19 protein-coding genes are annotated in these 23,208 nt (G+C 59.0%); 5 read left to right on the top strand and 14 right to left on the bottom strand.

Going from position 1 to position 23,208, the window contains the following annotated elements; all coding sequences use genetic code 11:
* Positions 1 to 46: 46 nt before the first annotated feature.
* A complete protein-coding gene (gene galE / locus I6E51_RS05130) occupies positions 47 to 1,027 on the bottom strand; it encodes a UDP-glucose 4-epimerase GalE (protein ID WP_197109612.1) in 981 nt (326 codons plus the stop codon).
* Positions 1,028 to 1,105: 78 nt separating this feature from the next.
* Positions 1,106 to 2,233, bottom strand: coding sequence for a glycosyltransferase (locus I6E51_RS05125; protein WP_197106189.1), 1,128 nt, complete (start codon positions 2,231 to 2,233; stop codon positions 1,106 to 1,108).
* A 119-nt stretch (positions 2,234 to 2,352) separates the two neighbouring features.
* Between I6E51_RS05125 and I6E51_RS05120 the strand changes: the two genes are divergently transcribed.
* Positions 2,353 to 3,435 (top strand): glycosyltransferase family A protein, encoded by a 1,083-nt coding sequence (locus tag I6E51_RS05120; RefSeq protein ID WP_197106190.1) that lies wholly within the window; start codon positions 2,353 to 2,355, stop codon positions 3,433 to 3,435.
* Between the two features lie 7 nt (positions 3,436 to 3,442).
* Here I6E51_RS05120 and I6E51_RS05115 read toward each other — a convergent pair whose 3' ends face one another.
* The gene (locus tag I6E51_RS05115) at positions 3,443 to 4,507 is read right to left on the bottom strand and encodes a glycosyltransferase family 1 protein (RefSeq protein ID WP_307783819.1); all 1,065 of its coding nucleotides are present in this window, start codon (positions 4,505 to 4,507) and stop codon (positions 3,443 to 3,445) included.
* A gap of 227 nt (positions 4,508 to 4,734) precedes the next feature.
* Between I6E51_RS05115 and I6E51_RS05110 the strand changes: the two genes are divergently transcribed.
* On the top strand, positions 4,735 to 5,292 hold the full coding sequence (locus I6E51_RS05110; RefSeq protein ID WP_197106192.1) for a hypothetical protein: 558 nt from the start codon (positions 4,735 to 4,737) through the stop codon (positions 5,290 to 5,292).
* Entirely contained in the window at positions 5,289 to 6,776 is a 1,488-nt protein-coding gene (locus I6E51_RS05105) for a hypothetical protein (RefSeq protein WP_197109611.1), read from the top strand. Before I6E51_RS05110 ends, I6E51_RS05105 begins: the two co-directional genes overlap by 4 nt.
* Positions 6,777 to 6,856: 80 nt before the next feature.
* On the opposite strand, the gene I6E51_RS05100 is transcribed toward I6E51_RS05105, so the two are convergent.
* The 3 genes from I6E51_RS05100 to I6E51_RS05090 all read right to left on the bottom strand — a co-directional run bounded on the left by I6E51_RS05100 (position 6,857) and on the right by I6E51_RS05090 (position 10,505).
* On the bottom strand, positions 6,857 to 9,079 hold the full coding sequence (locus I6E51_RS05100) for an LGFP repeat-containing protein (protein WP_197106194.1): 2,223 nt from the start codon (positions 9,077 to 9,079) through the stop codon (positions 6,857 to 6,859).
* A gap of 390 nt (positions 9,080 to 9,469) precedes the next feature.
* A complete protein-coding gene (locus I6E51_RS05095; RefSeq protein ID WP_197106195.1) occupies positions 9,470 to 9,835 on the bottom strand; it encodes a DUF2304 domain-containing protein in 366 nt (121 codons plus the stop codon).
* A 4-nt stretch (positions 9,836 to 9,839) separates the two neighbouring features.
* Positions 9,840 to 10,505 (bottom strand): glycosyltransferase family 2 protein, encoded by a 666-nt coding sequence (locus tag I6E51_RS05090; protein WP_197106196.1) that lies wholly within the window; start codon positions 10,503 to 10,505, stop codon positions 9,840 to 9,842.
* A gap of 210 nt (positions 10,506 to 10,715) precedes the next feature.
* On the opposite strand from I6E51_RS05090, the gene I6E51_RS05085 reads away from it, so the two are divergent.
* Positions 10,716 to 12,494 (top strand): ABC transporter ATP-binding protein, encoded by a 1,779-nt coding sequence (locus I6E51_RS05085; RefSeq protein ID WP_197106197.1) that lies wholly within the window; start codon positions 10,716 to 10,718, stop codon positions 12,492 to 12,494.
* 30 nt (positions 12,495 to 12,524) lie between these two features.
* On the opposite strand, the gene I6E51_RS05080 is transcribed toward I6E51_RS05085, so the two are convergent.
* The 8 genes from I6E51_RS05080 to I6E51_RS05045 all read right to left on the bottom strand — a co-directional run bounded on the left by I6E51_RS05080 (position 12,525) and on the right by I6E51_RS05045 (position 22,194).
* Positions 12,525 to 13,793: a nucleotide sugar dehydrogenase gene (locus I6E51_RS05080; protein WP_197106198.1), complete on the bottom strand. Its 1,269-nt coding sequence runs from the start codon at positions 13,791 to 13,793 to the stop codon at positions 12,525 to 12,527.
* Between the two features lie 94 nt (positions 13,794 to 13,887).
* The gene (locus tag I6E51_RS05075) at positions 13,888 to 15,072 is read right to left on the bottom strand and encodes a glycosyltransferase (protein WP_197106199.1); all 1,185 of its coding nucleotides are present in this window, start codon (positions 15,070 to 15,072) and stop codon (positions 13,888 to 13,890) included.
* Positions 15,069 to 16,733, bottom strand: coding sequence for a DUF2142 domain-containing protein (locus tag I6E51_RS05070; RefSeq protein WP_197109610.1), 1,665 nt, complete (start codon positions 16,731 to 16,733; stop codon positions 15,069 to 15,071). Before I6E51_RS05070 ends, I6E51_RS05075 begins: the two co-directional genes overlap by 4 nt.
* A gap of 14 nt (positions 16,734 to 16,747) precedes the next feature.
* A complete protein-coding gene (locus I6E51_RS05065; RefSeq protein ID WP_231599655.1) occupies positions 16,748 to 18,268 on the bottom strand; it encodes a DUF2142 domain-containing protein in 1,521 nt (506 codons plus the stop codon).
* A gap of 47 nt (positions 18,269 to 18,315) precedes the next feature.
* Positions 18,316 to 19,671 carry a glycosyltransferase family 4 protein gene (locus tag I6E51_RS05060; protein WP_197109609.1) on the bottom strand — a complete coding sequence of 452 codons (1,356 nt, stop codon included), beginning with the start codon at positions 19,669 to 19,671 and terminating at the stop codon, positions 18,316 to 18,318.
* Positions 19,668 to 20,537 (bottom strand): glucose-1-phosphate thymidylyltransferase RfbA, encoded by an 870-nt coding sequence (rfbA, locus tag I6E51_RS05055; protein ID WP_197109608.1) that lies wholly within the window; start codon positions 20,535 to 20,537, stop codon positions 19,668 to 19,670. Before rfbA ends, I6E51_RS05060 begins: the two co-directional genes overlap by 4 nt.
* Complete coding sequence (locus tag I6E51_RS05050; RefSeq protein ID WP_197109607.1) at positions 20,537 to 21,148, bottom strand: dTDP-4-dehydrorhamnose 3,5-epimerase family protein; 612 nt, start codon at positions 21,146 to 21,148, stop codon at positions 20,537 to 20,539. The genes rfbA and I6E51_RS05050 overlap by 1 nt, the downstream gene beginning before the upstream one ends.
* Positions 21,149 to 21,201: 53 nt before the next feature.
* Positions 21,202 to 22,194: a glycosyltransferase family 2 protein gene (locus I6E51_RS05045; protein ID WP_197109606.1), complete on the bottom strand. Its 993-nt coding sequence runs from the start codon at positions 22,192 to 22,194 to the stop codon at positions 21,202 to 21,204.
* Between the two features lie 66 nt (positions 22,195 to 22,260).
* Here I6E51_RS05045 and I6E51_RS05040 point away from each other — a divergent pair, with 66 nt between their 5' ends.
* Positions 22,261 to 23,208, top strand: a complete 948-nt coding sequence (locus tag I6E51_RS05040) for a glycosyltransferase family 2 protein (protein ID WP_197106205.1) — start codon at positions 22,261 to 22,263, stop codon at positions 23,206 to 23,208.

The following is a 23,208-nucleotide window of genomic DNA, read 5'->3' as shown; positions in this document are numbered from 1 at the left end:
GCCACTGTCGGTGAAGACAGATTCACAGCATGGGGTCCGTAGCGGCTTAGCTTTCCTCATGGGACTGCGCGGAAAAGTACTGCCGTGACTGCCACGCTGATTCCACAATGTCAGTTACCCCGTAGCGTGCGCGCCAGCCAGTCAGCTGGTGAATGCCATCGACGACTCCTACAACTGCGGCGGGGTCGCCGGCACGACGATCAAGAACCTCGACGGGCAAATCGCTACCGCTCACAGCCAGAATCGCGTCAACCATTGCACGCACGGACGTGCCAACACCGGTACCGATATTGAGCACAGTGTTCCCTGGGGCCTGCGGCAACGCGTCAAGCACCGCGAGGTGTGCATCTGCCACATCACTCACATGAACGTAATCTCGAATGCACGTGCCGTCCGCAGTGTCGTAATCATTACCGAATATAGGTGGCGGCTTGCCCGCAGCTATCTGCTCAAAACAGATCGGAATCAGGTTGAGAGCTTGGGTGTCGCCCAACTCCGGCGCCCCTGCCCCGCCGACGTTGAAATACCTCAGGCTTGCAGCCCGCAGAGGCCACGCCTGCGCCGAGGCGGTAATCAATTGCTCACCGACAAGTTTCGTGGCGCCATACGGATTGATGGGCGTCGTGGGCGCGCTTTCGCCGATTGCCCCCGAAGCGTCTCCATAGACGGCAGCAGACGAAGAAAACACAAGTTTCGCGACGCCGGCAGACTCCATCGCCAACAGCAGTTGCGCAACGCTCCCCACGTTCTGTTCGTAATACCACGCCGGTTTCGCCACAGATTCGGCAACCTGCTTTTGCCCAGCGAAGTGAATAACGGCTTCGATACGGTGCTCACGCATGAGATCCGCGAGCTGTGAGGCAGAACCGCTGGCAATATCGAATTGCACCACGGGAAGCCCAGGGATTCGCTCTCGATTTCCGGTAACAAGATCGTCGATCACGAGAACAAAGTCACCCCGTTGAGCCAATAGTCGGGACGTGTGTGCCCCAATGTAGCCTGCACCGCCGGTGACCAAAACTCTCATAATGACAGTCTAGGAGAGCGATTCGCGATCGCTGTCGTGTGCTTTGCCTCACGGAGACTGCACGACAGCGTCGTCACGTCACAATCGGGTTCGCAGCGCCTCTGAATAGTGCTGCTCGAGCTCGGCAGCACTATGGGTCAGGCTGCGTTTTTTTACGACGAAATCCCGCGCAGCAGCCCCTAGCCGAGCGCGCTCGCCGTTGCTCATCTGCAGCATTTCGCGTACCGCGATGGTGAGCCCCTCAACGTCACGCTCCGGCACTAGCGTTCCCGTCGTTCCAGCATCCATCATCTCGGAGATTCCACCGCTGTTGTAGGCGATGACCGGCGTGCCGCACGCTTGAGATTCCAAAAGAACAAGGCCGGCAGCTTCGCGTCCCCCCTGAGATTCTTGCGACGGCAGCACCATTGCCCGAGAAGCCCGCAGAGTGTCACGAACCACAGCCTTAGGCACGCGCCCTAGAAGTTCTATGTGCGGGTGCTGGTCGGCTAGCTCCCGGAGGATGCCTTCCTGCGGTCCTGCCCCGATCAGGCGCAGTCGGTGATCATGGGTAGCGATGAGGGAAATTGACGCCCTGACGAGATCGAGCGGGCCTTTGTGCGAGCTCAGCGCCCCTACAAAGCTAATCAGCGGCGCCTCGATCGCGGGAGCGTCGTCGCTAGCGGGCGTAAAAAACGCGGTATCGATGCCCTGGTAGTGAACTTCTAGGCGTTCAGGAGCGAAGCCGACCGCGATGGCTTCATCCGCGAGATACTTGCTCACGCTCAGAACGCGATCGCTCACCTTCTGAATCGCGCGCACATTTCGGCGATGCCACACATTCATTGCACTGCGTGTCGGACGAGCTAGGGCCCTCACGTCGTACCCGTGGAGCGTCGTGAGCAATGGCACATCGAGAGTGCCAGCTGCACGGATTGCGGGCCCAGACCACGTCGCAAAGTGCTGATGGATGAGGTCAGGCCGGTACTGAATGAGCCCTTTCGCCATCGCAGATCCAGCGAACGGTGCGAGGTATAGGCGTCGCGTGGGATCCAGTTGCGCAAACGGGGCAAAATCGTGAACGGGCAGAGTGACGGACGGGTCGCGCACATCCGCCAGCAATGAGAAGGCTTCGAAGTGGTGTCGATCAGCAAGCAACTGAGCATGGCTGACGACGAAATACGTCGGCGGGACAGCTAGGACGTTTGTAGTCAGTGCAACTCTCATTCGTCCGTCCTCCCATCCCTTGCCAGTACTCAACCTTCCACATAGTAGCCGGGTCATTCGAACCAGTCCCGCAGCACGTGCTTCTTCGAGTCACGCGAGCCTGCTGCTAAAGTGACGAAGTGAATTCTGCCCCGATCGTCGATGTCATTATTCCCATCCACGATTCGAAACGGCCGCTTGAGCGCACTCTCGAATCACTGCTGGCATCGGGACTTACACCCGGGACAGAACTTCAGATCACGGTTGCGTGTCACAACATCTCCGCAGCTGATATTGCCGCCAATCTGACTCCAGAATTGCGCGAGATTGTGCGCCTGATTGAGTGCCACGACAACCTCCCCAGCCCCGCCGGCCCTCGAGCGCTTGCACTATCGCAATCCACAGCCCGATACATCTCGTTCGTCGACTCGGATGACACGCTGGACCCTCACGCCCTAGCGGCGTGGGTAGCCCTCGCAGACAAACATGCTCTTGATGCCGTCATCCCTCCAGAACGCCACGACACGGGAAAGACCATTCGCACCCCGCCCGTTCGACGATTCCGGAGGGGCAATCTCGATGCTGTTCGTGATCGCGTGAGCTATCGCACGGCACCGCTTGGCCTCATTCGCCGAGCGGCGATCGAACGGCTAGGCATTGAGTTTGGGAGCGGCGTGCGAAACGGGTCAGATCAAATCTTTGCGCTCATGCTGTGGTTTGGAAGCAACGCGGTACGGTTCGCCCGTGGAGGCCCCGGCTACATCGTGGGAGGCGACGCCGAAACACGCGTCACCACACAAATGCAACCACTCGCCGGCGAACTTAAAGCTACCCGTGATCTGCTAGCCTCGCCGTGGTTTGCAGCGCTTCCTGTGACTTCGCGTCGCGCAATCGCAGTTAAGTTCGTTCGCCTGCAGCTCTTCGGCGGCGTCGACCGACGGCTCCATACTCGCTTGTGGTCTGCCGAGTCGAAGGAAGCTGCAGCAGAATTTATCCGCCTACTCCACAACGTCGCCCCCGGATACCTGAAGTCGCTATCCATTGCCGATGTTCAACTATGTCGGTCCATCGTTAGCACGTCGTCCGATGCTCCAGAACTATCAACGCTCATGGCAAAAAGACGAGCATTTGGACGCCCCGCGACGGTGCTGACCCATGACTTGCGGAGCTTCTTCGCGCCCGACGCACCGTTGCGCTACATGATCGCAACAGTGCTCCACTGACGCGCGTTCAGCCCAGAATGTCGTGAACGGCGTCGAACCAGATTTTCACTTGTTCTTCTGAGGACAGTTCAGGAGCCGCGCGGTGCGCCGCTTGTTTCCATGCTTCAACTCGCTGCTTGTCGAGCCCATGAAGCGTCTTCCGCAGCGACTCCACTGAATAGTCATCAGTGCTTTCGCCTACGCCGTAGCGCTCGATAAGAGGTGTCATTTCGGGGCCTGGGCCGATGATGACACCCACGCGAGCTTGAATCGCCTCAAAGAACTTATTGGGAAGCGCGAGGGCCTTGCTAGCGTTCGTGGGAGGAATGAAGGACAGCGCAACGTCGTACTCGGCCACGGTGTTGACGAGCTCGGTGTACGCAACCGGTTCACGGAATTTTAGCTGCGGAATGTCTGCGCCAAGTTTTTTCAAGCTCGCAACGTAATCAGGCTCATTGGGCATGACGATCAGGTCCAACTCAATATGCGGCGGCGCGTCACGCATCGCTTCGACGATGAGCTCGATGCGGCGTGCACGAGCACCGGCAGTCGTGCAGATGATGCGGATGACGTCGCCAACTGGGGTGGGCTGCAGATCGGCAAAGGGAGCGGCATTGGTCACCGTGCCGAAGTCAATTCCGAGGTCCTCTTGGTAGCGGCGCGCAAAACCTGACGACGCCGCCGTTCGAGAGGTGGTCTGGGGCACGTAGGTCTTGCACAGCCACATCATGTACGGAGCCACAAAGATTCGCCACTGCCAGTTGTTAGTTTTGAGTTCAGGGAAGTACTCGTGAAGATCGGCGTGCACGCCCTTCTTCGCTCCGAGCGAAAGGGCGACTGGGACTGCCTCAATATCGTTGGCAAAGACAGCGTCGAACTTACCGACGGGCAGGATTTCGCTAACGAGCCGCACTGCAGGCAGATTCCAGTAGGCCCGCTTGTAGCTTCGGGCGATCATGGCGAATCGATCGTTAACCCAGGCACGGATTCCGAACGGAATTTCGAAGTGTTCGACGACACCTTCTGGCGCCGGACCCATGCCGCAGGTGTACAGATCGTAGCGGTCCTTGAAGATCTCGATCTGCTTCGTCACCCGCGGATCTGAAATTAGCGTGGAAAACGAGATGATCAAAAGGCTGGGACGCGAACTCATGTGCTCTCTTCGTTACGGGCCGTGGCTGTGTGTACGACAGCCGAGTGGTTTCCGAGGCAAGTATACGGGCGGGGTTGTCATCACGTCTCAGCGCCGCCCTCGAGAGGCAAGCGCATCCGCCCGTCGCGCGCCCGTCTCAATGACACCGTTGCGTCTACACTGTTCGAGTGGTTCACAAGTCGCGCTTGGCGCTCATCAGCATCGTTCTGATCATCGCAGTGGTGAACATTGTGCAGTTTTCCGCGATCGACAGTGAAACGTCGGGACGCTACCGTGCGCTCGACCGGAAGGCCACCTCCGACATCATGCAGCTCGGAGTGGGCACCGGAGAAATTGCGCGGGAGTACCAGTTCTATCTGGAACTGTCAGGAATCGCACCGGGGGCTCATCTCCTGCTGGAGGAGTCGAACGGTTTCACACTTCCAGAGATGCGCAACTACGCCTTGAGCCTTGGAGAGGCCTCCCGCGTGGAAGCCGCAGAACTGAGCAACGCGAACCCGTTCGCCGACGAAACGCTCGAAAGCACTCTCGTCGCGGCAAGCGGCAACGGAAGCTTTGGAGACACCTACAACATCCCGTGGCAGATCATTACTCGGGAGTGCGATGAGACTACAGATCCCGACGCGCCTCGAGTATTTGTGGTGGCCTTCGACCAGGAAGCGTTCACGCCGCTCCTCTCGGCGACTGAAACCTGCATACTGCCGTCTATGGAGGAGGTCGGATGATTATCGAGGTTGTGACAGTACTCTCCATGGTGGTGGGGGGCAGCGCCCTCATGCGCATCACTGGAATCCGCGGTTGGGCACTGCCCATTGTGGGGTCAGTGGCCGGAATCTCGCTGTATCTCGTTGTCGGAATGCTGCAAGTGTTTACTCCCATTACGACAAGCCCCGTAGTGACGATCTCGCTTACCGCCGGGCTCCCCCTCGCAGCGGTGGCGTGGCAAGCGCTTCGCGGCGCGGATGTTGGCGTGCGGATCATCCCAAGCGTGGCAACAGTTCTCGGCGTCGTTGCGGCAGTCGCTCTCTTTCGTCAGGCCAGACTCGTCGCGTGGTCAAAAGATAGCTTTGAGTATCTGGTGAATGCATCGCTCATTGCAAACAATCATCTGGATGCCGCCTCCCTTGACCTACTCCCCAAAAGACTTATTGGGGTTCCCCTGTTGCATGCCGCTGCGAACCTCGGCGGCGAACACTACCTTCCCGCCATCACGCCGTTGATCGCTGGCCTCACTATTGCCGTTATCGTGTGGCTGGCCTGGGTGGCACTCGCACCGCGGATCGATCACCGGATTGCCGCAGTCGTCATCGTGTCGTGTTTGTTGGCGCTCGTGACGGTAAATCGCTACGTGTTCAACGCGTTCTATGTCAACGGACATCTCTTGTTCGGGATGCTAATAGTGGTCCTAGTCGGCTGCGGATGGCTCATTGCGACGAAGACTGAGGTAAACCGCGCTGCTCTCATTACGCTCATGGCGCTGTCCATAGTCGCGCTATCGGTGATTCGTGCTGAAGCGCCGATAGCAGTTGCGCTCGCTCTTCTCCCCGTGCTTCTGAATCAAGAGTTCTCGGTGCGTGAACGCTCGCTACTCTTGGGCTTGTTCGGGATCTCGACGATTGCTTGGCAGTCATTCGTAGCGATAATGTACGTGGCCGGAGATTCGCGAGTGCCGGTGTCTGTTCTCGGGCTGCTCGCCTTAGGCATCGCAGCGCTTGGCGGAGTCCCACTTTTGCGGTTGAAGCTCCTCACCCGCAAGCGCAGCATCTTCCTCGTCTCCGCACAGGCTCTGCTCTGGGTTGCACTCGCCATCCTCGCAATGAGGCAGCCCGATGTGCTGATCGACAGCCTGCGTGCGACCGTGGACAACGCGGTGCTCGGAGCAGGCTCGTGGGGATACTCTCTACTCCTGCTGGGGATCGTCGTCGCGGTTGCACTCTTCGCAAAACTGCCCAGGGGCGAGATGATGCGATTCCCGATCGTCACTTTCATTCCCGTGGCGTTCCTGCTCGCTTACCTGCGCGAGGCTGCGTATCGCGTCGGCGCGGGAGATTCGCTCAACCGAATGTGGATCCAGTTGCTTCCCCTTGCAGTTTTCTACCTGATCATCGCGATCGGAATGGGGCGTCGACGCTTGGTGGCGAGCGATTCACTCGATGAGCGCCGCGTCGCCCCCGGCATTTCCGCGCAGGCAAACCCATCAGTCATTTAGTACTTCGTCACAGAAATCGCACAGTCTTCGCGACAGCTTTCGCGGCGGGGTTCTCCGACTGAGGACTCAGCAGAACTCCACTACGGTGCCGCGGGCAGTGAGATTGTGCCGTGTTGGAATACCTGCGAGCAGGTACCCGATTCACAGACCATCTCAGCAACAGGCCACCCAAGAGCACCATTGATGCCACCCTGAGCAACTGACTCCGCCCGGAAATCCCAGTTGAGCGTAAATACTCCAGCGGAGCTCGAGTACACCTGAGCATCCTCAAAGCGCTGAACAGCTCCACTGCCATTCACCGTCTCATAGAAACGAGTATCAAGCGTCGGCAGCCCCAGTTCTGAAATGCGAGCACCGTAGTAGTCAGCGATAGTCGAATCTGAAATCGCATAGACAGCCGAATTCGACGAGCCCTGATACAGGGCGCCGTGTTGGAACTCCTGCGAGCAGCTACCCGATTCACAGACCATCTCAGCAACAGGCCACCCAAGAGCACCATTGATGCCACCTTGAGCAACCGATCCCCCGCGGAAATCCCAATTAAGAGCAAACGTGCCAGCGGAGCTCGAGTACACCTGAGCATCCTCAAAGCGCTGAACAGCTCCACTGCCATTCACCGTCTCATAGAAACGAGTATCAAGCGTCGGCAGCCCCAGTTCTGAAATGCGAGCACCGTAGTAGTCAGCGATAGTCGAATCTGAAATCGCATAGACAGCCGAATTCGACGAGCCCTGATACAGGGCGCCGTGTTGGAACTCCTGCGAGCAGCTACCCGATTCACAGACCATCTCAGCAACAGGCCACCCAAGAGCACCATTGATGCCACCCTGAGCAACCGATCCATCGCGGAAGGCCTTGCTCAGCGAGAACACCCCTGCATCAGTCGAATACACCTGAGCATTCTCGAACCGCTGGACAGTTCCGCTACCGTTCACCGTCTCGTAGGAGCGGGTATCGAGAGTGGGTTTGCCCAGAGTGGCGATACGTGTGCTGTAGTACGCCGAGATCGCGGAATCCGTGATCGCGTAGACAGCCGAACTCGATGAGGCTTGGTACAAGGCACCGTGTTGGAACTGTTGAGAACAGCTACCCGAAACGCAGACCATTTCAGCCGCGGGCCAGCCCATGACTCCGTTAATGCCACCCTGAGCAACCGAAGCGTCACGGAAGGCCTTACTCAGCGCGAACACGCCCGCATCACTTGAGTAAACCTGGGCGTAGTTGAACCGCTGCACAAGACCACTGCCATTGACGGTGTCATAGAACACAGTGTCCGCGGCCGGCCACCCGAGCGCAGTGGGCTGCGCATCGTAGTAATCGACGATCGCTGAGTCCAGAATCGAGTAGACCGCTGTGCTCGACGAGGCCTGATACAAGGCGCCGTTTTGGAATTGCTGCGAACAGCTACCGGAAACACACAATTGTTCCCCGATAGGCCAGCCGAGAATTCCCCTGATGCCACCTTGCGCGACGGATTCATCTCGGAACGCGAGGTTAACCGTAAATACACCGGCGTCACTGGAATAGACGTGGGCCTTAGCGAAGTGCTGGACAGCGCCATCGCCATTTACAGTCTCGTACGTGCTGGTTGTCGAAGTGGGCGAACCCAACGCGGTGGTTCGAGTCTCGTAATACGCAGCGATGTCTGGGTCGTCGACCGTGTAGACGGGAGCCCCAGTGGTAGAACCGAACCATGCCGTGAAGTAGTCCCAGAAGTTGCGATTCCCATAGGACGAGCACGAGTCACCATAGCCGCCAAGATTAGCCAGAGCGGCCGCGTTGGGGACGTACGGGGTGTAGTTGTACAACGCCGCAGTCGCGTTGTTCTGAATGTTTACTGACTTTGAACCGCACGCGGTATTGGGGTGATAGAGAATCGACTTCACTCCGGGCTGGTAGTAGCCCCACGCAGTCGGAGTGCTGTAGCGCTTGAGCTGCCACGCCGCGTTGTACAGCTGGTTGTACAAGCCGTAGTACTCGGCGTCGCATACTCCGCCAACGTTGTCGGGGCAGCCGTAGCCCATCGCACGAGCCAGGCGCGAATCACTCGGTTCATCGTTCGTGAGCAACCCTTGTTCTTTCTGCAGCATCACGAGCAGAACTTTGGCACTAATGCCACAGGCTTGTTGCACCTTATAGATAATGGCCGAGGTCCGCTCGTTGCTCGCCCCCGCGTAAGGCCCGCACACCGTGCGATCCGCATCGCGCGAAAAAGTGGTGGTGCGCTTAATCGTCAGGCAGTTTGAGTTGTCACAGGAGTCCAGCATCGAATCGAGGAAGGCCTGGATTTGAGACTGAGACATGTCACCCGATTTATAGAAATAGGCATCGCTAATGATGTAACCCGGGTCAAAGTTACTTCCAGAATTAGCTTGAAATAGGCTCGATTGCACCACTGAAGAATCAGCCAGTTGCGACACGGCAGATTGTGCTGACTCGACAGGGGCTTGTGCTGAGGCCGGTACTGCATTCGTAGCGCCAACAGTGAACAGCAGCGACGCCAAGACCGTGACGGCCAATCCACGAAAGACTGAAACCGACGTTCTTATGCTCCTGTAGCGCATTCGAGCCCCCTAAATTTGCACGTACTGCACCAAGGGTAATTCACTCCCCCCAAAAACCGCAGCAGAACAACATTTAAATGCGCGACGGCGCACCCCCAGAAAGAGTGCAATTCTCGATTCCGCAAGGTCCTAAGCGGAGTGATTGGCTCCCGAATCTAGTTCCTCGGGTTTCGGCTGTTGACTCAATGCCAGCTGTCGAGCCAGCTCAGTGATCTGAGTATCCATCTGGCGAAAACGCCGGTAGGTGCTCATCACGAGCCCCAAGAAGAAAAGAACCGTGAGGTAAAGCAGCAGGTCAGCACCCCGGCCGATCCCCACCAATTTCGCCATCGTCGTCCAAATCTGAGGGAAGAATACTGACGAAGCGGCAGCGACGACGAAGAGCATCATGAGGATGCGACGAACCGCTTGATGCCGCGCTCCCCCATTGCGCATCATCACTACCGCGATGACGATGACAATCGAAACGACGATGGTCTGAAAAATAACGGTCATGAGCTCACCTAAAGATCAGTTCAACGAGAATGTTGACAGAGTTGAGAAGGGACTGGCCTTTGGCTTTTGAGTAGTCGGTGTAGACAATATGAGTGGGATACTCAGACCACTGAATTTTGAGACCGCCGATGAGATCTACAAGCTCGGAGGCATGGGCCATCCGGTTCTGAGTGATGTGAATATTCTCCAGCACAGTGCGGCTAAGCACCCGGAGGCCATTATGCGCATCAGTAAGAGCCATATTCGTTGTCACTCGCGTGTACCACGCCGCAGTGCGTAACACGATGCGTTTAGAGCGGCTGACCTTTGTACGGTCATCAAGGAATCGTGAGCCGATGACGGCATCCAAGTTATTCGCATGGAGCTTCTCCACCATGCCCGCGGCATCCGCCACTTGATGTTGACCGTCTGCGTCGAACGTAACGACTTCGGTCATGGCCGGGTCGGAGAGGGCGTAGTCAAAGCCTGTTTGCAACGAGGCGCCCTGGCCGAGGTTGATCGGATGCTCGACCACAATAGCTCCGGCAGCGCGCGCGAACTCCGCAGAGTCGTCGCTCGACCCGTCGTCTACGCACACCACGTACGGAAACGTTCTCCGCACTTCGGCGACCACCTCGCCGATGACCGCACCCTCGTTATACATAGGGATAATGACCCAAGTTCTTCCCATATGCTCAGTCTCCCATACGCATGAACTTTCCGATGATCAGTCGCGCTGATATAGAGCTTTCACAATACGGCTCTGACGCCGGTGGGTGGATCCCGCCGGGCGTTGAATCACCCCGGCACCGAGAAGTCTCTGTCGTGGTTCCCGCTCAATCGGGCCCCATCAAAGACCACGTAGACTTCGGTAGGATTCGGCCTCGACCTGGAGAAATAGATGAAGTCTGCAATTGCCCTCGTCAACGAGGTGCTCTCCATTTTGCCCGCCGGAGCGCGGCGCTACCTCATCGTGTATTCGGTAACTCTGGGCTTGCTCTCGATCCTCGATGCGTTGGCACTCGGATTGCTTGCTCTCGTCATCTCCCCCATCCTGTCTGGAACCACACTTTCGCTTCCTGTGCTTGGCGAGGTCGGAGAGCTGGGCCTTCTGCTCATGCTGGGGCTCGTGTGTCTCATGATCGTTGCGAAGGGCATTCTTGCTGTCGCCCTTTTGTGGGGGGCCACTCGGCGGTTCGCAAAATACGAACTTGACATTGGTTCGCGACTCTTCGCGAGCTACATCGACGCCCCGTGGGTCGAGCGACTCAAGCGAAACTCCGCAGACGTGGTCCGGCTGACTGACGGCAGCGTTGGCGTGACGGTGTCGGGCTTCCTGCTCCCCTTTTCCACACTTTTCGGAGAAGCTCTTAGCTTCCTCACTATTGTCGTAGTGCTCGCCGTAGTTCAGCCGCTGGTTGCTGCCATCGCACTGGGGTACCTCGGTCTCCTAGGAGCGATCCTGTACTTCTGGGTCGCGAAACGTGCGCGTGAGGCTGGCCGCGTCAACCTTAAGTACACGCTCCGAAGCTCTCGGCTCATTACCGAGATGATCGGCGCGCTCAAGGAAGTCACGCTTCGCGGGAAGTCACACGAAGTCGCAGACGTCGTCCGCTCCAATCGAGTGCATTCGACGCGCGCGCGTTCCAACATTCAGTTCCTCGGCCAGGTGCCTCGCTATGTACTCGAATCCGGGATCGTGGGCGGTTTCGTGCTCGTGGGGATTGCGGGATATGCCACAGGCGGAGTCACAGAAGCAATAACCGCGGTAGCGCTTTTCGGACTCGCTGGCTTCCGCATGGCGCCTTCGGTCGTCAGGTTCCAAGCGGTCGTGTCTCAAGTCACGGCGAACATGCCCCACGCAAGCGCCGTGCTCGCCGAAATTCGGAGCGCTGAAAGTTCGGTCAAATACCGCGTCGGGCGCGAAACCTTAACGCTTCCCGAGCCATCGAGTGCGCTGAGCTTTGAGAACGTGAGCTTTAGGTATGCCGCCGATCAGGGCGATGCGATAAGTGATGTGTCATTCACCATTCCGTTTGGTAGCACGGTTGCGTTGGTCGGTTCGTCGGGAGCCGGGAAATCAACCGTCGTCGACCTGATTTTGGGCCTCATCGAACCTACTGGCGGACGGCTGGCCATCGATCAGGTGGACCTGAACAAGCTGACGGAATCGTGGCGACAGCAAGTCAGCTACGTGCCGCAGGAGGTCGCCCTATTCGATTCCAGCATTGCGCAGAACGTTGCACTCACGTGGGGCGATGACTTCGACGAGGAACGCGTGCGATCCGCACTCGCACAAGCGCAACTCTTGGACATCGTGGATAAGCGCGAAGACGGCATTAATGGTGTTATCGGTGAACGGGGCCTTGCGCTCTCGGGCGGACAGCGGCAGCGCCTAGGAATTGCTCGCGCACTCTACGCGGATCCCCGCGTTTTGGTTCTCGACGAAGCGACAAGCGCCCTCGATACTGCGACAGAAGCCGCAGTGACCGACGCGATCAAAGCCCTCCACGGCGAGAAAACCGTCATCACCGTCGCGCACAGACTGTCCACGATCCAACATGCAGACCAGATCCTCTTCATGTCGAATGGCAAAGTTGTCGCCCAGGGAACCTTCTCCGAACTCGTGGCTAAAGTGCCCGAGTTCGCACGGCAAGCAGGCTTGGCTGGTCTCGCTTAGCAGTCTGCTCGCCGTTCTCCGAGGGAAAGACTAGAGGATCTCGACCTTCGGTCCGTTGAGTCGATTACGGGTGTCCAACACCGGAACATCTGCAGTGTTCAATAGCTCGAGCTCTAGAGTGTCGTGGTCAGTCAGCAAGACCGCGATGTCCATCCCGGCTATCGTCTCTGCGGTGAGAGATACCTTCGTTACGTTTGCAGGCCAGCGGTGGGCTTCGACGTGATCGTCGACGGCAAAGACTTCTGCGCCCTCGTCGTGGAGGAGCTCAAGAAGTCGCAGCGACGGGGACTCACGAATGTCGCCGGAGTTCTTCTTGTACGCCATTCCGACAAGCAAGATCTTGGAGCCTCGCAACGCGCGGCTAGACGCGTTGAGGAGGTGCATGACACGCTGCGTCACGTACTGCGGCATGTTGTCGTTAACGTCGTTAGCCAGCTCAACGAATCGGAAATTCTGACCAAGCTTCCTTCTGACCTGCCACGAGAGGTAGCTGGGGTCTACGGGCAAGCAATGTCCGCCGACGCCGGGGCCCGGCGTGAACTTCATAAAGCCGAAAGGCTTAGTGTTCGCTGCATCAATCGACTCCCACACGTTGACGCCGAGCTGATGAGCGAAAATCGCGAGTTCGTTGACCAATGCGATATTCACGTGGCGGAAGGTGTTCTCCAAAAGCTTCGCAAGTTCTGCCTCTTTAGGAGTGGGGACAGGAACAGTCGTGTCGACGAGCGAATCGTAGAACGCTTGAACCTTCTCAAGTGACTCGGGGTTGATTCCCGACACGATTTTGGGAGTGGTAACGAAGCCCCACTGCTGGTTACCCGGGTCAATACGTTCCGGGCTGTACCCTACGTAGAAATCGCTACCGGCAGTGAGGCCCGACCCGGACTCCAAGATCGGCACGAGAAGCTCTTCAGTGGTTCCTGGGTAGGTTGTCGACTCGAGAATGACTGTCGCTCCGGGCTTCATGCGCTCTGCCAACGCAACGCCGGAGCTCTCAATGAAGCTCAGGTCCGGCACGCTTTCACGCAGAGGAGTCGGCACCGCAATAACAGCGAAATCGAATCCGACGACGTCAGCGTAGTCCGTCGTCGGCGTGTAGCTGCCGGAAGCGATCGCGCGGGCGAGGTCAGCGTCAGAGACGTCTTCGACGAAAGATATACCGGATCGCAAACCTTCGACCCGACGTTCGTCAAGGTCGATTCCGATAACGCGATAGCCCTGCTCAACAGCCCGCATCGCGACTGGTAGACCGACATAGCCTTGACCGACTACTGCGACTGTTTTGACGATGTCTGGCATCCGCGCGCAACTCTCTTTTCAATCAGGTGACTCATCTGAATCCCTACAACACTACCTCCCCTTGTGCCGGTTTCGAGTTCACCCGGAGCCGCACTTATCGGGTCAAGATTCGCCAGGCTTCACTGACGATCCGCGAAGCGACCGCACGCAGAGAGATGTTGTTAGCAGCCCACTCCGAGCGGGCAGCACGATTCGTCTGTGGCTCCTCGACGTTGAGGACCGAGAGCATTACTGCTGCGATCGCATCTTTGTCATACGCGACAGCATGCCCAATCCCCTCTTGAGCCGCGAAGTCGGCCCCAGGGCCTGTTCCCGCGTAGATTACGGGCGCACCGCACGCTACTGAGGCGTACATTTTGGTGGCGAAAGCGCGAGCGTAGCCCTCTGGATGAACGCTCGCGAGCGTCGCGACAGCGCCCCGAATCCAAGCTGCGACTTCTTCGGGGCTCATCCGGGGTCGGAGCTCCACAGCCCCGACGGGCAAGGACTTGCTGCGCTCAGCAAGCGATGCGAAATCTGACCCTTGGCCGATAAAGACGAGCTTTGAATCCGGCCGGGTCTTGAGAACCTCTTCGAAGGCGTCAAAGAAGATCTGCGCACCATGGACTTCAGAGGCCGTACCCGCGTACAGCAGATAGGGAACGTCGAGGGTGATCTTCTCCCCCACCGGGCTGAACATCGTTGTGTCTACGCCATTGCCAACCGTGGTTACTGTCGCCCGAGGAAATTGTTCTCGGATGCGCGCTGTGAACTCGACCGAAACAGACACGACTGCGGCAGCGCCGCTCATCGCCCAACGTTCCACGTTGCGAAGAATCGCTGCAATATGACGCGGATAGCCCGCGCTCCCCACAGCATCTGACCAAATATCCGCCGCGTAGTACAGATATGGAATGCCTCGGATCCCACACACAATTCGGGTGAACCATCCTGTAGTTGGCGGCGGTTCAACGATGACAAGGTGTGGCTTCTCGATAAACAGCAAACGAAAGAACACGGGCAGGTCAAAGCTCAAGTACTGCAGGTAGCCACGCACGTACCCTGCCCGGTCTCTTAGCACCCACATACGTCGCACTCGCGCGCCCCGTGCTGGCGTGTCAGCATCATCGAACCCTGCGGGAGGGTTCGTGGTCAGCACATCTACGGCAGCGCCATTGGCCACCAATTCAGCAACCAGCGCGCGTAAACGGTACGAGGCCGCGGCGGGTTCAGGAACGTAAATCCGGCTGACGACCGCGACGCGTTTGCCGGCAAGAGAGTCCATTGTCTGAGGACTCACGCGGGTACGTGAGTAACGCCGGAAGCAGCAAGCAGGGCTGCGCTTGCTTCTGCATCTCTAAGTGCACCGGAATCCGCACCCGCACCCGCACCCGCGTCTGTAGCTGCAGTTGCGCCGGTGGCATTCTTATTTGCCACCAACGGTGCGATATAGATTTCCCTTGCCAGAATGACAACCATGCCCGCAAATGCTAATGATCCCACCACCCACACCACCATGGGCGCTGGAGCGCCTGACCAGAACCACTCGGCGCCCGCGTTGAGGTTCCATCCGGGAACATCGTTGCCCGTGACGTAGCGCCGCATGTTCATGTGAAGCGCGACGAGGTTAGCGGCACTTAGTGCAACGACGACTGCGACGGTCTGCACCCGTCCGAGCGCGACGCTCTTTCGGCCAGCTTGCACCACAAGCAGACCACCCATCAACACGATGAGCGGCAAAATGTAGCGAGGCTGCACCTGTTCTCCCACTTTGTCCCCGCCCTGAGTGAGCACGTAAGTCGGAAGAATCCAGAGCACGAAGCCGACGCTCGCAACCACGAATGCTTTACGCCAGTTCAGCACGCCGAGGCCGGCAAAGCCCACCGCCACGAAGGCCGCAATCCCGAAAAATACCACCGAAGCGGGAATCGGAGTATCTAGCCAGCCGAGATCCCACCCGCCGAAAGCGCCGATCCATAAAGAAGGCACGTTGAGAAGGTTGTACGCAAGCAATCCGAAACCCGCCAAGCTGTCTGCCGCCGTTGCCGCTTGTGCCGCCGCTGGCCCGGCTTCTGCTCCCGCAAAACCGTTGATTCCGGCAGAAGTCTGCCTGGCAGAAAAGAAAAACACTCCAGCGACAACACCCATTGCAACGGGAAGAAGCGAGAGCAGCCAAAAACGACGAGTGTTCTCGAATACAAGGATGATCGCAACGCCGAGCGCACCGACCACGTACAAAGCAGAATCACCGCGGGACCCCGCCGCCATAAGAACCGAGATGACCACGAGTACCGCAGAAGCGGCACGCACCAGGCGGCTCTGTGCCTCGTAATAACTGAGCAATGCCAACCAAGCTGATCCGACCCCGGCGACAGCCCAACCGCTTGGGTTATTCGATGCGAGCAGAAAGACTCCAAGCGGCATCGTCGTCACGAGCCAGCCCCACACCAGCACAGGTCGACGGCGGACGGGGAGCAACACATAGAGCGCCGCAGTCAAGGCAACGAACAAGAAAACATTGAAAAGGCGCATCGCCATAACCGAGAACGTGGTGTCATCGCCCACGAACACGCTCATGACGGAATAGTAAAGCGGCGGATATTCGCCCTCAAAGTTTCCGCGGTCCGTCTCCACTAATGAGGTTGAGCCGAAGTCGATCCGGTCCTGACAGGCGGCACTTTCCTCACTAAAGAAGGCGTAGCATGGCGAACTCAGGAGCGCTTGTGGCACGAGTCGGGTTGACTCAGTCGCCCCCGGCTGGCAGTACGCCGGGTTATCCGTTGAACACCAAATGCTCACCAGATGGTAATCATCATCGGGAGCTGCGCCCATCGGCGATGCAAAAGCCCACGCCGAAAGCGCAAGGAGAGCCAACACGGGTGCTAAGGCAATAAGCCGGAACCGCCGCAGCGGATTGGTACGCGCGGACGCGACAATAGGTTCGAAGCGTCCGGGTGCCATCCGTACAGGCTATCTCAGAGTGCGCGAGCAGTGGTGGGCTCAGGCGAGAGGTCTCGCTCCCCCACCTCTGCGGTGGCGCGATGCGCCGGGAGGAGAATCGCCAGCGCTGCTGCAAAGCACAGCGATCCCACGATCCACACGACGTTGGGGGTGATGATGAGGTTCCACCACCATTCCCTGCCTGCATCGAGGTCAGGGCTGAGCGCATCAATACCGGTCACGTAGCGGCGGGTGTTGAGGTACAACGAAACGAATTGCGCTCCAGAAAGAGCGACAACGACGATCCACGTCTGTGCTCGCGATAGGCGCACAAGTTGCGCGCCTGAGGTGAAAAAGAGCGCGCCGACAAAAACAACGACAAGCGGGAGCAAATAGCGCGGCTGGTAGTCGTCGCCCACATCTTTACCCGCAAGAACGAGCAAAGTGACCGGAATCATCGCGAGGGCTGTAGCGCCAATCACGAGCACGAAGCTCTTTCGCACTGAATTAGCGCGTGCCGCCACGAAACCGACACCGATGACGGCAGAGAGTGAACTGACCCACACCACGGCGGGCATTGAGGTGTCTAGCCATCCGAGCCCCCACGACTGCCCGTAAATGCCAGTCCAGATGGAGGGGACTTCCGTGAGGTTTAGAGCGACGCGGCGAACGATAACGCCAAAACTGAGCTGATCTTGCACACCACTGGTCACTGCTTCGGACGATCGAGATGCCCGGAACAACAGCGCACAAATGATGAAACCCGCGACAGGCAGGAACGAGGACCACAAGAATCGTCGCGTTTTGTTCATCACGAGAAGTACCGCTGCAAAAACTGCGAGGCAGAAAAGAACAGTGGCATCGCTGCGTGAGCCGGACGCCATCACCGCACCAAGCAGGAACAGCGCGCCGAGCACGATCCGCTTGACCCCCCAAGACTCGTAGAAGCCGAGCAGCGCTAACCACCCATAGCCCACACCCATGAGCGCCCATGAACTCGGGTTGTTAGAAGAGAGAACAAAGAGTCCAAGAGGCACGGTGGTGAGCGCCCACTGCCAGACAAGAATCTGCCGACGATTGGTAGGCAACGCCAAATAAAGGATGACGCCAATACCGACGAACAGCGCGATGTTGACGACTCGCATCACGAATACAGAGACGTGCACATCGGGCCCGACGAACAAGCTCATGGCGCCGTAATAGACAACTGGGTAGCCACCCGCAAAATTTCCGCGGACAGTCTCGGTGGTCGGCCCCTCCGTGAAGTCAATGCTGTTCTGGCAGCCAGCACTCTTTTCGGGGTCATACGCGAAGCACGCGGGCCTCGCGACAGCGGGCGGGACTAATCGCGTGCCAGCGTCATCAGTCTCCGCGCAATACTGCGAATCTCCTGTCGCGCACCAAATGCTCGTCAAATGGAAATCGTCGTCGGGGCTTGCGCCGACCGGCGATGACAACGCCCATGCCGCGAGTGCGGCGAACACCAATAGCGGCGCAATGATCATCCCGAGACGACGGTCTGGGCGCGAGAACACGGAACGCAGACCAGTCAACATGGGACAAAGCTAACGCGTATAAACCCGGAGAGTGCTGTGAGCACGCGCTAGCGCCTCACTCGTGCGACAGCTTTGTCTACCGTCGCTTTTACGCCGGTGTGACGCAAATGATGCCACGCCATCCGCAGGTCGTGCCGCAGGCCGTAGGGCTTGCGAACCTTGCCCCCGAGTGCCACCCCACGACGACGCGTTTCGGCGTGGTCTGCGGCGTGCTGCGGGTTCGCCACAAAATTCACCAAAGGCTCAAGGGTGCGCTTCCAGTAGAAGTCTTCACGAACGCGCGCGACGTTGCGCTTGCACTCGGCGATGAAGGCGTCGTCGTACAGCACCCGGTCGAGGGCTGCGGCGAGAGCATCCACGTCCCGGGCGGGAACAGTAAGGCCAAGGCCCTCGGTCTCGATGAGGTCAGCAAAGCTGTCGCCCTCGGTAACCACCATGGGCAGGCCAGCCCAGAGATAGTCCAGGATGCGGGTGCGGAACGAGAACGTCGTCTCGATATGCGACATGTGGGTGCTGACGCCAGCATCCGCTTCGGTCAGGTAGTTCTGGCGGTCGGCATAGTCGACCCACTCCTCGTTGAAGAACACCGAGGTGTCGAGTGCGCCGAGTTCGCTCGCCAGATCGTGTGATTCGCGCACGATGCCCATCTGGTCGACTCCCGGATGCCGGGTGCCGAGAAAGTAGAGCTTGGCTGTGTCGCGCGTTTCGGCCAGCTTCGCAACAGCGCGGATCAGAGTCTTGGGGTCGAACCAGCTGTAGACCCCACCGCCCCAGATCATGAGCTTGTCGTCGGCATTGATGCCCGGCAGAACACCCTTGAGGGTGTCGCGCTCGTGGGCGGGAGGGGTGCCTTCGAGCCCGAACGGCACAACGCTGAGGAGGCCCTCGAGGTGCGGGTCGTTTTCGTACGTGGTGGGGCTGAGGCGCCCGAGGGCGGCCATCTGGCCGAAGTAGAAGAGGCGCTGGCGCTCGGAGGCGCACATGAAGAAGTCGCCGAGCGCGAGCTGCTCGTTGAGCACCTCGGTAGCGGTCGTGACGCGAAGCTCCCATGTGGCGCGCGCAAGTTCGCGTCCCTGCTCGAGCATTTCGAGATGCATGGGGTCGTAAATATCGACGACGGTGATCTTGTCTGTCGTACGCAACACCTCGAACTGGCGCATCGCGTGGCCTTGGAAGACCACAACGTCGCACCACTGTTCAAGTTTCGCGAAGGCGTCGTTCTCCCCCGGCGTCACGAGCGTGAGCTCGAAGGGAGCATCCACCGGCTGAAGCTTCGTCGTGGTCATGAGCGTGACCTCGTTGCCCGCTTCGGCGAGCGCGAGAGCCATGTTCCACGAGCGAATGGCAGGGCCGGCCATCCGGGGACCAATCGGGTCACCCGTGATGATCAGTACGCGAGTCACTTGGTTGCCGCCAACAGTCCTTCAAGGTAGACGCCGTAGCCACTCTTGACGAGAGGTGCGGCGAGGGCGGCGAGCTGGTCATCCGAAATCCAGCCGGCGCGCCACGCGATCTCTTCGATGCAGCCGATCTTGTAACCCTGACGGTCTTCGATGACGCGCACGAACTCGGTGGCTTGAACCATCGACTCGAAGGTTCCCGTATCGAGCCACGCGGTACCACGGTCAAGTACGTTGACCTGGAGCTGACCGCGATGGAGGTAGTGCTCGTTGATGGTCGAGATTTCGAGTTCGCCGCGCGCGCTCGGCGTGATCGACTTGGCAATCTCAATGACCGAGTTGTCGTAGAAGTAGAGGCCGGGAACGGCGTAGTTGCTCTTCGGCTCGAGGGGCTTCTCTTCGATCGACTGGGCGATGAAGTTCTCGTCGAACTCGACAACGCCATAAGCCCGCGGATTGCGCACGTGGTACGCGAAGATCAGCGAACCGTCGATGTCATTGTGCTGGCGAAGGTTCGAACCGAGCCCCATGCCGTGGAAGATGTTGTCACCCAGAACGAGGGCAACTTTTTCATCACCGATGAACTCTTCACCAATGATGAACGCCTGCGCGAGCCCGTCCGGCGAGGGCTGCACGGCATAGGACAGTTCGATGCCAAGCTCGCTGCCATCGCCCAAGAGGCGCTGGAACTGGGCTTGGTCATCCGGAGTCGTGATGATCAAAATTTCGCGGATGCCCGCACTCATCAACGTCGACAAGGGGTAGTACACCATCGGCTTGTCGTAAATGGGCATGAGCTGCTTGGAAATGCCCTTGGTGATGGGCCAGAGGCGCGTTCCGCTACCGCCGGCCAGAATGATTCCGCGCATTAGTTGCGTTCCTTTCGGTTCGCCTCGTAGTACTCCTTGACGGCCGCGTACGACGGCAGGGAGCCGTCGGCGAGACGCTCGGCAAGGGTGGGCGCAATCTTGTCTTTGGGTGAGAGAACGAGGTCACCGAGCTCGGGCGGGAAGACCAAGCCGATCTCCGGGTCGAGCACGTTGATGTCGTGTTCGGCTCCTGGCTTGTACACGTCGCTCACGAGGTAGGTGAGAGTGGCATCGTCGGTGAGTGCAATGAACGCGTGGCCAAGGCCCTCAGCCACATAAACGGCACGACGGTCGACGGTGTCGAGGATGACCGAGTCCCACTGGCCAAAGGTCGGCGATCCTTCGCGGATGTCGACCACGAAATCGATGCCGCGGCCGTGCGTGACCGTGACGTACTTGCCTTGCCCGGGAGGAACGTCCGCATAGTGGATGCCCCGCACAACGCCACGCTGAGAGACCGAAGTATTGGCCTGCCGAAGGTCGAGCGGGTGCCCCACTACCTCTTCAAGCTTGTCGAAGCGGTACCACTCCAAGAAAACGCCGCGGTCGTCAGCGAATTGTTTAGGGGTGATTTCGTAGGAATCAGGCACCGAGAGTTCACGTATCTGCACACCCGGAATCCTACCCGGCGAGCCTTAGCGGGCGGTTCAGGATGCTCAGAGAGTTAGTCGACGGGTTGAAGAACGTCTCGCACGGCGTCGAGCGGGCCGCGCGAATAGCGGCCGTACTGGCCAGCAGCGAAGGCGCGGGCCACTAAAGGAATGCGGCGCAGGCGGCCCTCGGGCAGCGAATTGCGCATCCGCTCGTGCTCGAGCTTGGCTATCGCCTGATTGACTTTGTCGTCGCTCACCCGCGTTCCAAGCCGTTGTAAGCGATCGACGAGAACAGTCATGTTGGTCTCGAGGCGGGCATTGCGGTCGCGACGGGGCTCCATCATGCGCCCGAACTTTCCCGACAGGGTCAGCTTGGTCGCGCCAATTTGGTTAGCGCCGTGTTGCCGGTAGTCGATAGTGGGCTGCTCAATGAAGTCTGTCGAGGCGACGGCTGCCGCAATAATGCCGAGCCATTCGTCGTGAACCCACGACGGCGGGAAGGGTGCTGCAAATTCCACGAGGCTTCGACGAAAAACGGTGCAGGCGCCCGTCACGAGATTTCGCCGCAGCAAGACCGAAAATGCGTCACCAGAATGGATGCTCGCCACTTCGCCACCGCTCACTCCGAGCGCTCCCGACAGTGTGTGCCCGAGCGGGGCTCGCCCCCCATCGACGAGACGTGCATCACTGTGGATCAGAGACACGGCCGGATGCGCCGCAAACTCAGCGGCAAAGAGCGCAAGCCGACCAGTGTGCCAAGCATCATCCTGATCGCTCAACGCAATGAGATCCCCGGTGCACGCCCGAATCGCCTGCTCAAAGTTCTTAGTCACTCCCAGCGGCGGAGTGTTCTCGAAGACCACGAGCTGCACAGCGGGATAGCGGGCTGCAGTGTGTCGAACACGAGCAATTGTGTCGTCGCTTGAGGCGTCATCCGACACAACAAGTTGCTTCGGCGCTGGCTGTTGTTCCAGGATGCTGACGAGTTGTTCTTCGATATAAGCGGCGCCGTTGTGGGTGCACAGGGCCACCGAGATGCTGGGGGTTGGCTCAGGCGCGCTCATTGCTCCAGCTTAAGGTGCGCCGCCTGCAGTAGCGCGCAGCGCCAAGCCAACTATCATTGGTGAGTTATGCCTGCCGATCTCACCCCAGGGGTGCTCCCCCGCGTCGCAGTACTGCTGGCGACCCACAATGGTCGTCGCTGGCTTCCCGAGCAGCTCGATAGTGTGCTCGCACAACAGGGTGTCGAGGTCGAAGTATTCGCCCGCGATGACGCCTCAACGGATGGCACCGCCGAGTGGCTCGCTGAACGCGCCGCGTCCGATCCGCGCCTGACCGTCATCCCGAGTGACGGCGCGTCGGGCAGTGCCGCCGCGAACTTCTACCGCCTCGTACAGCTGGCCCCCGCCGACCGCGAGTTCTACGCATTCTGCGATCAAGATGACATTTGGGTTCCTACGAAGCTTGCGACCCACGTGCGCCTGAGCCAAGAGTTGGGTGCCGATGGAGTCTCGTCGAACGTCACGTCGTTTACGGCCGAGGGCGAACGTAGCCTTGTTAAGAAGGACTTTCCGCAGCGCCGTTTCGACTACCTCCTCGAAAGCCCCGGCCCCGGCTCCACATTTCTGATGTCGAACCGCCTCATTACCGTGACGCGTGAGCTGCTCGATGCTGCCGACATTGCTGGCGCGGGCCCGCTGCCGCAGTATCACGACTGGTTGCTCTACGTTGTGGCCCGAGCCAAGGGCTGGATCTGGCACATCGATGCGGTGCCAACCGTGGAGTATCGCCAGCACGACGCCAACGTCATGGGCGCCAACGTCGGTGCGCGTTCCGCATTCTCTCGTCTAGCACTCGTGCGCGAGCAGTGGCACCGCGGTCAAGCGCGGCTTTTGGCGAGCATCGCCCTCCGCGTAGCTGACGACGCTCATCGCCCAGAACTCGAACGGATGAGTGAGCTGGTCGAAAAAACAAACCTGCGAGCCCGCTATGCTCTGGCACGCCGCGCGTCCCAACTCAGGCGACGCCCAAGAGATCAGTGGATAATTGCGCTGTTGATCAGCTCGGGTGTCTGGTGA

It is taken from the genome of Salinibacterium sp. NSLL17, assembly GCF_015864935.1.
Taxonomy (GTDB): Bacteria; Actinomycetota; Actinomycetes; order Actinomycetales; family Microbacteriaceae; genus Rhodoglobus.
The sequence above is the reverse complement of the archived record's forward strand: the minus strand, read 5'-3'. Positions and strand labels throughout refer to the sequence as shown.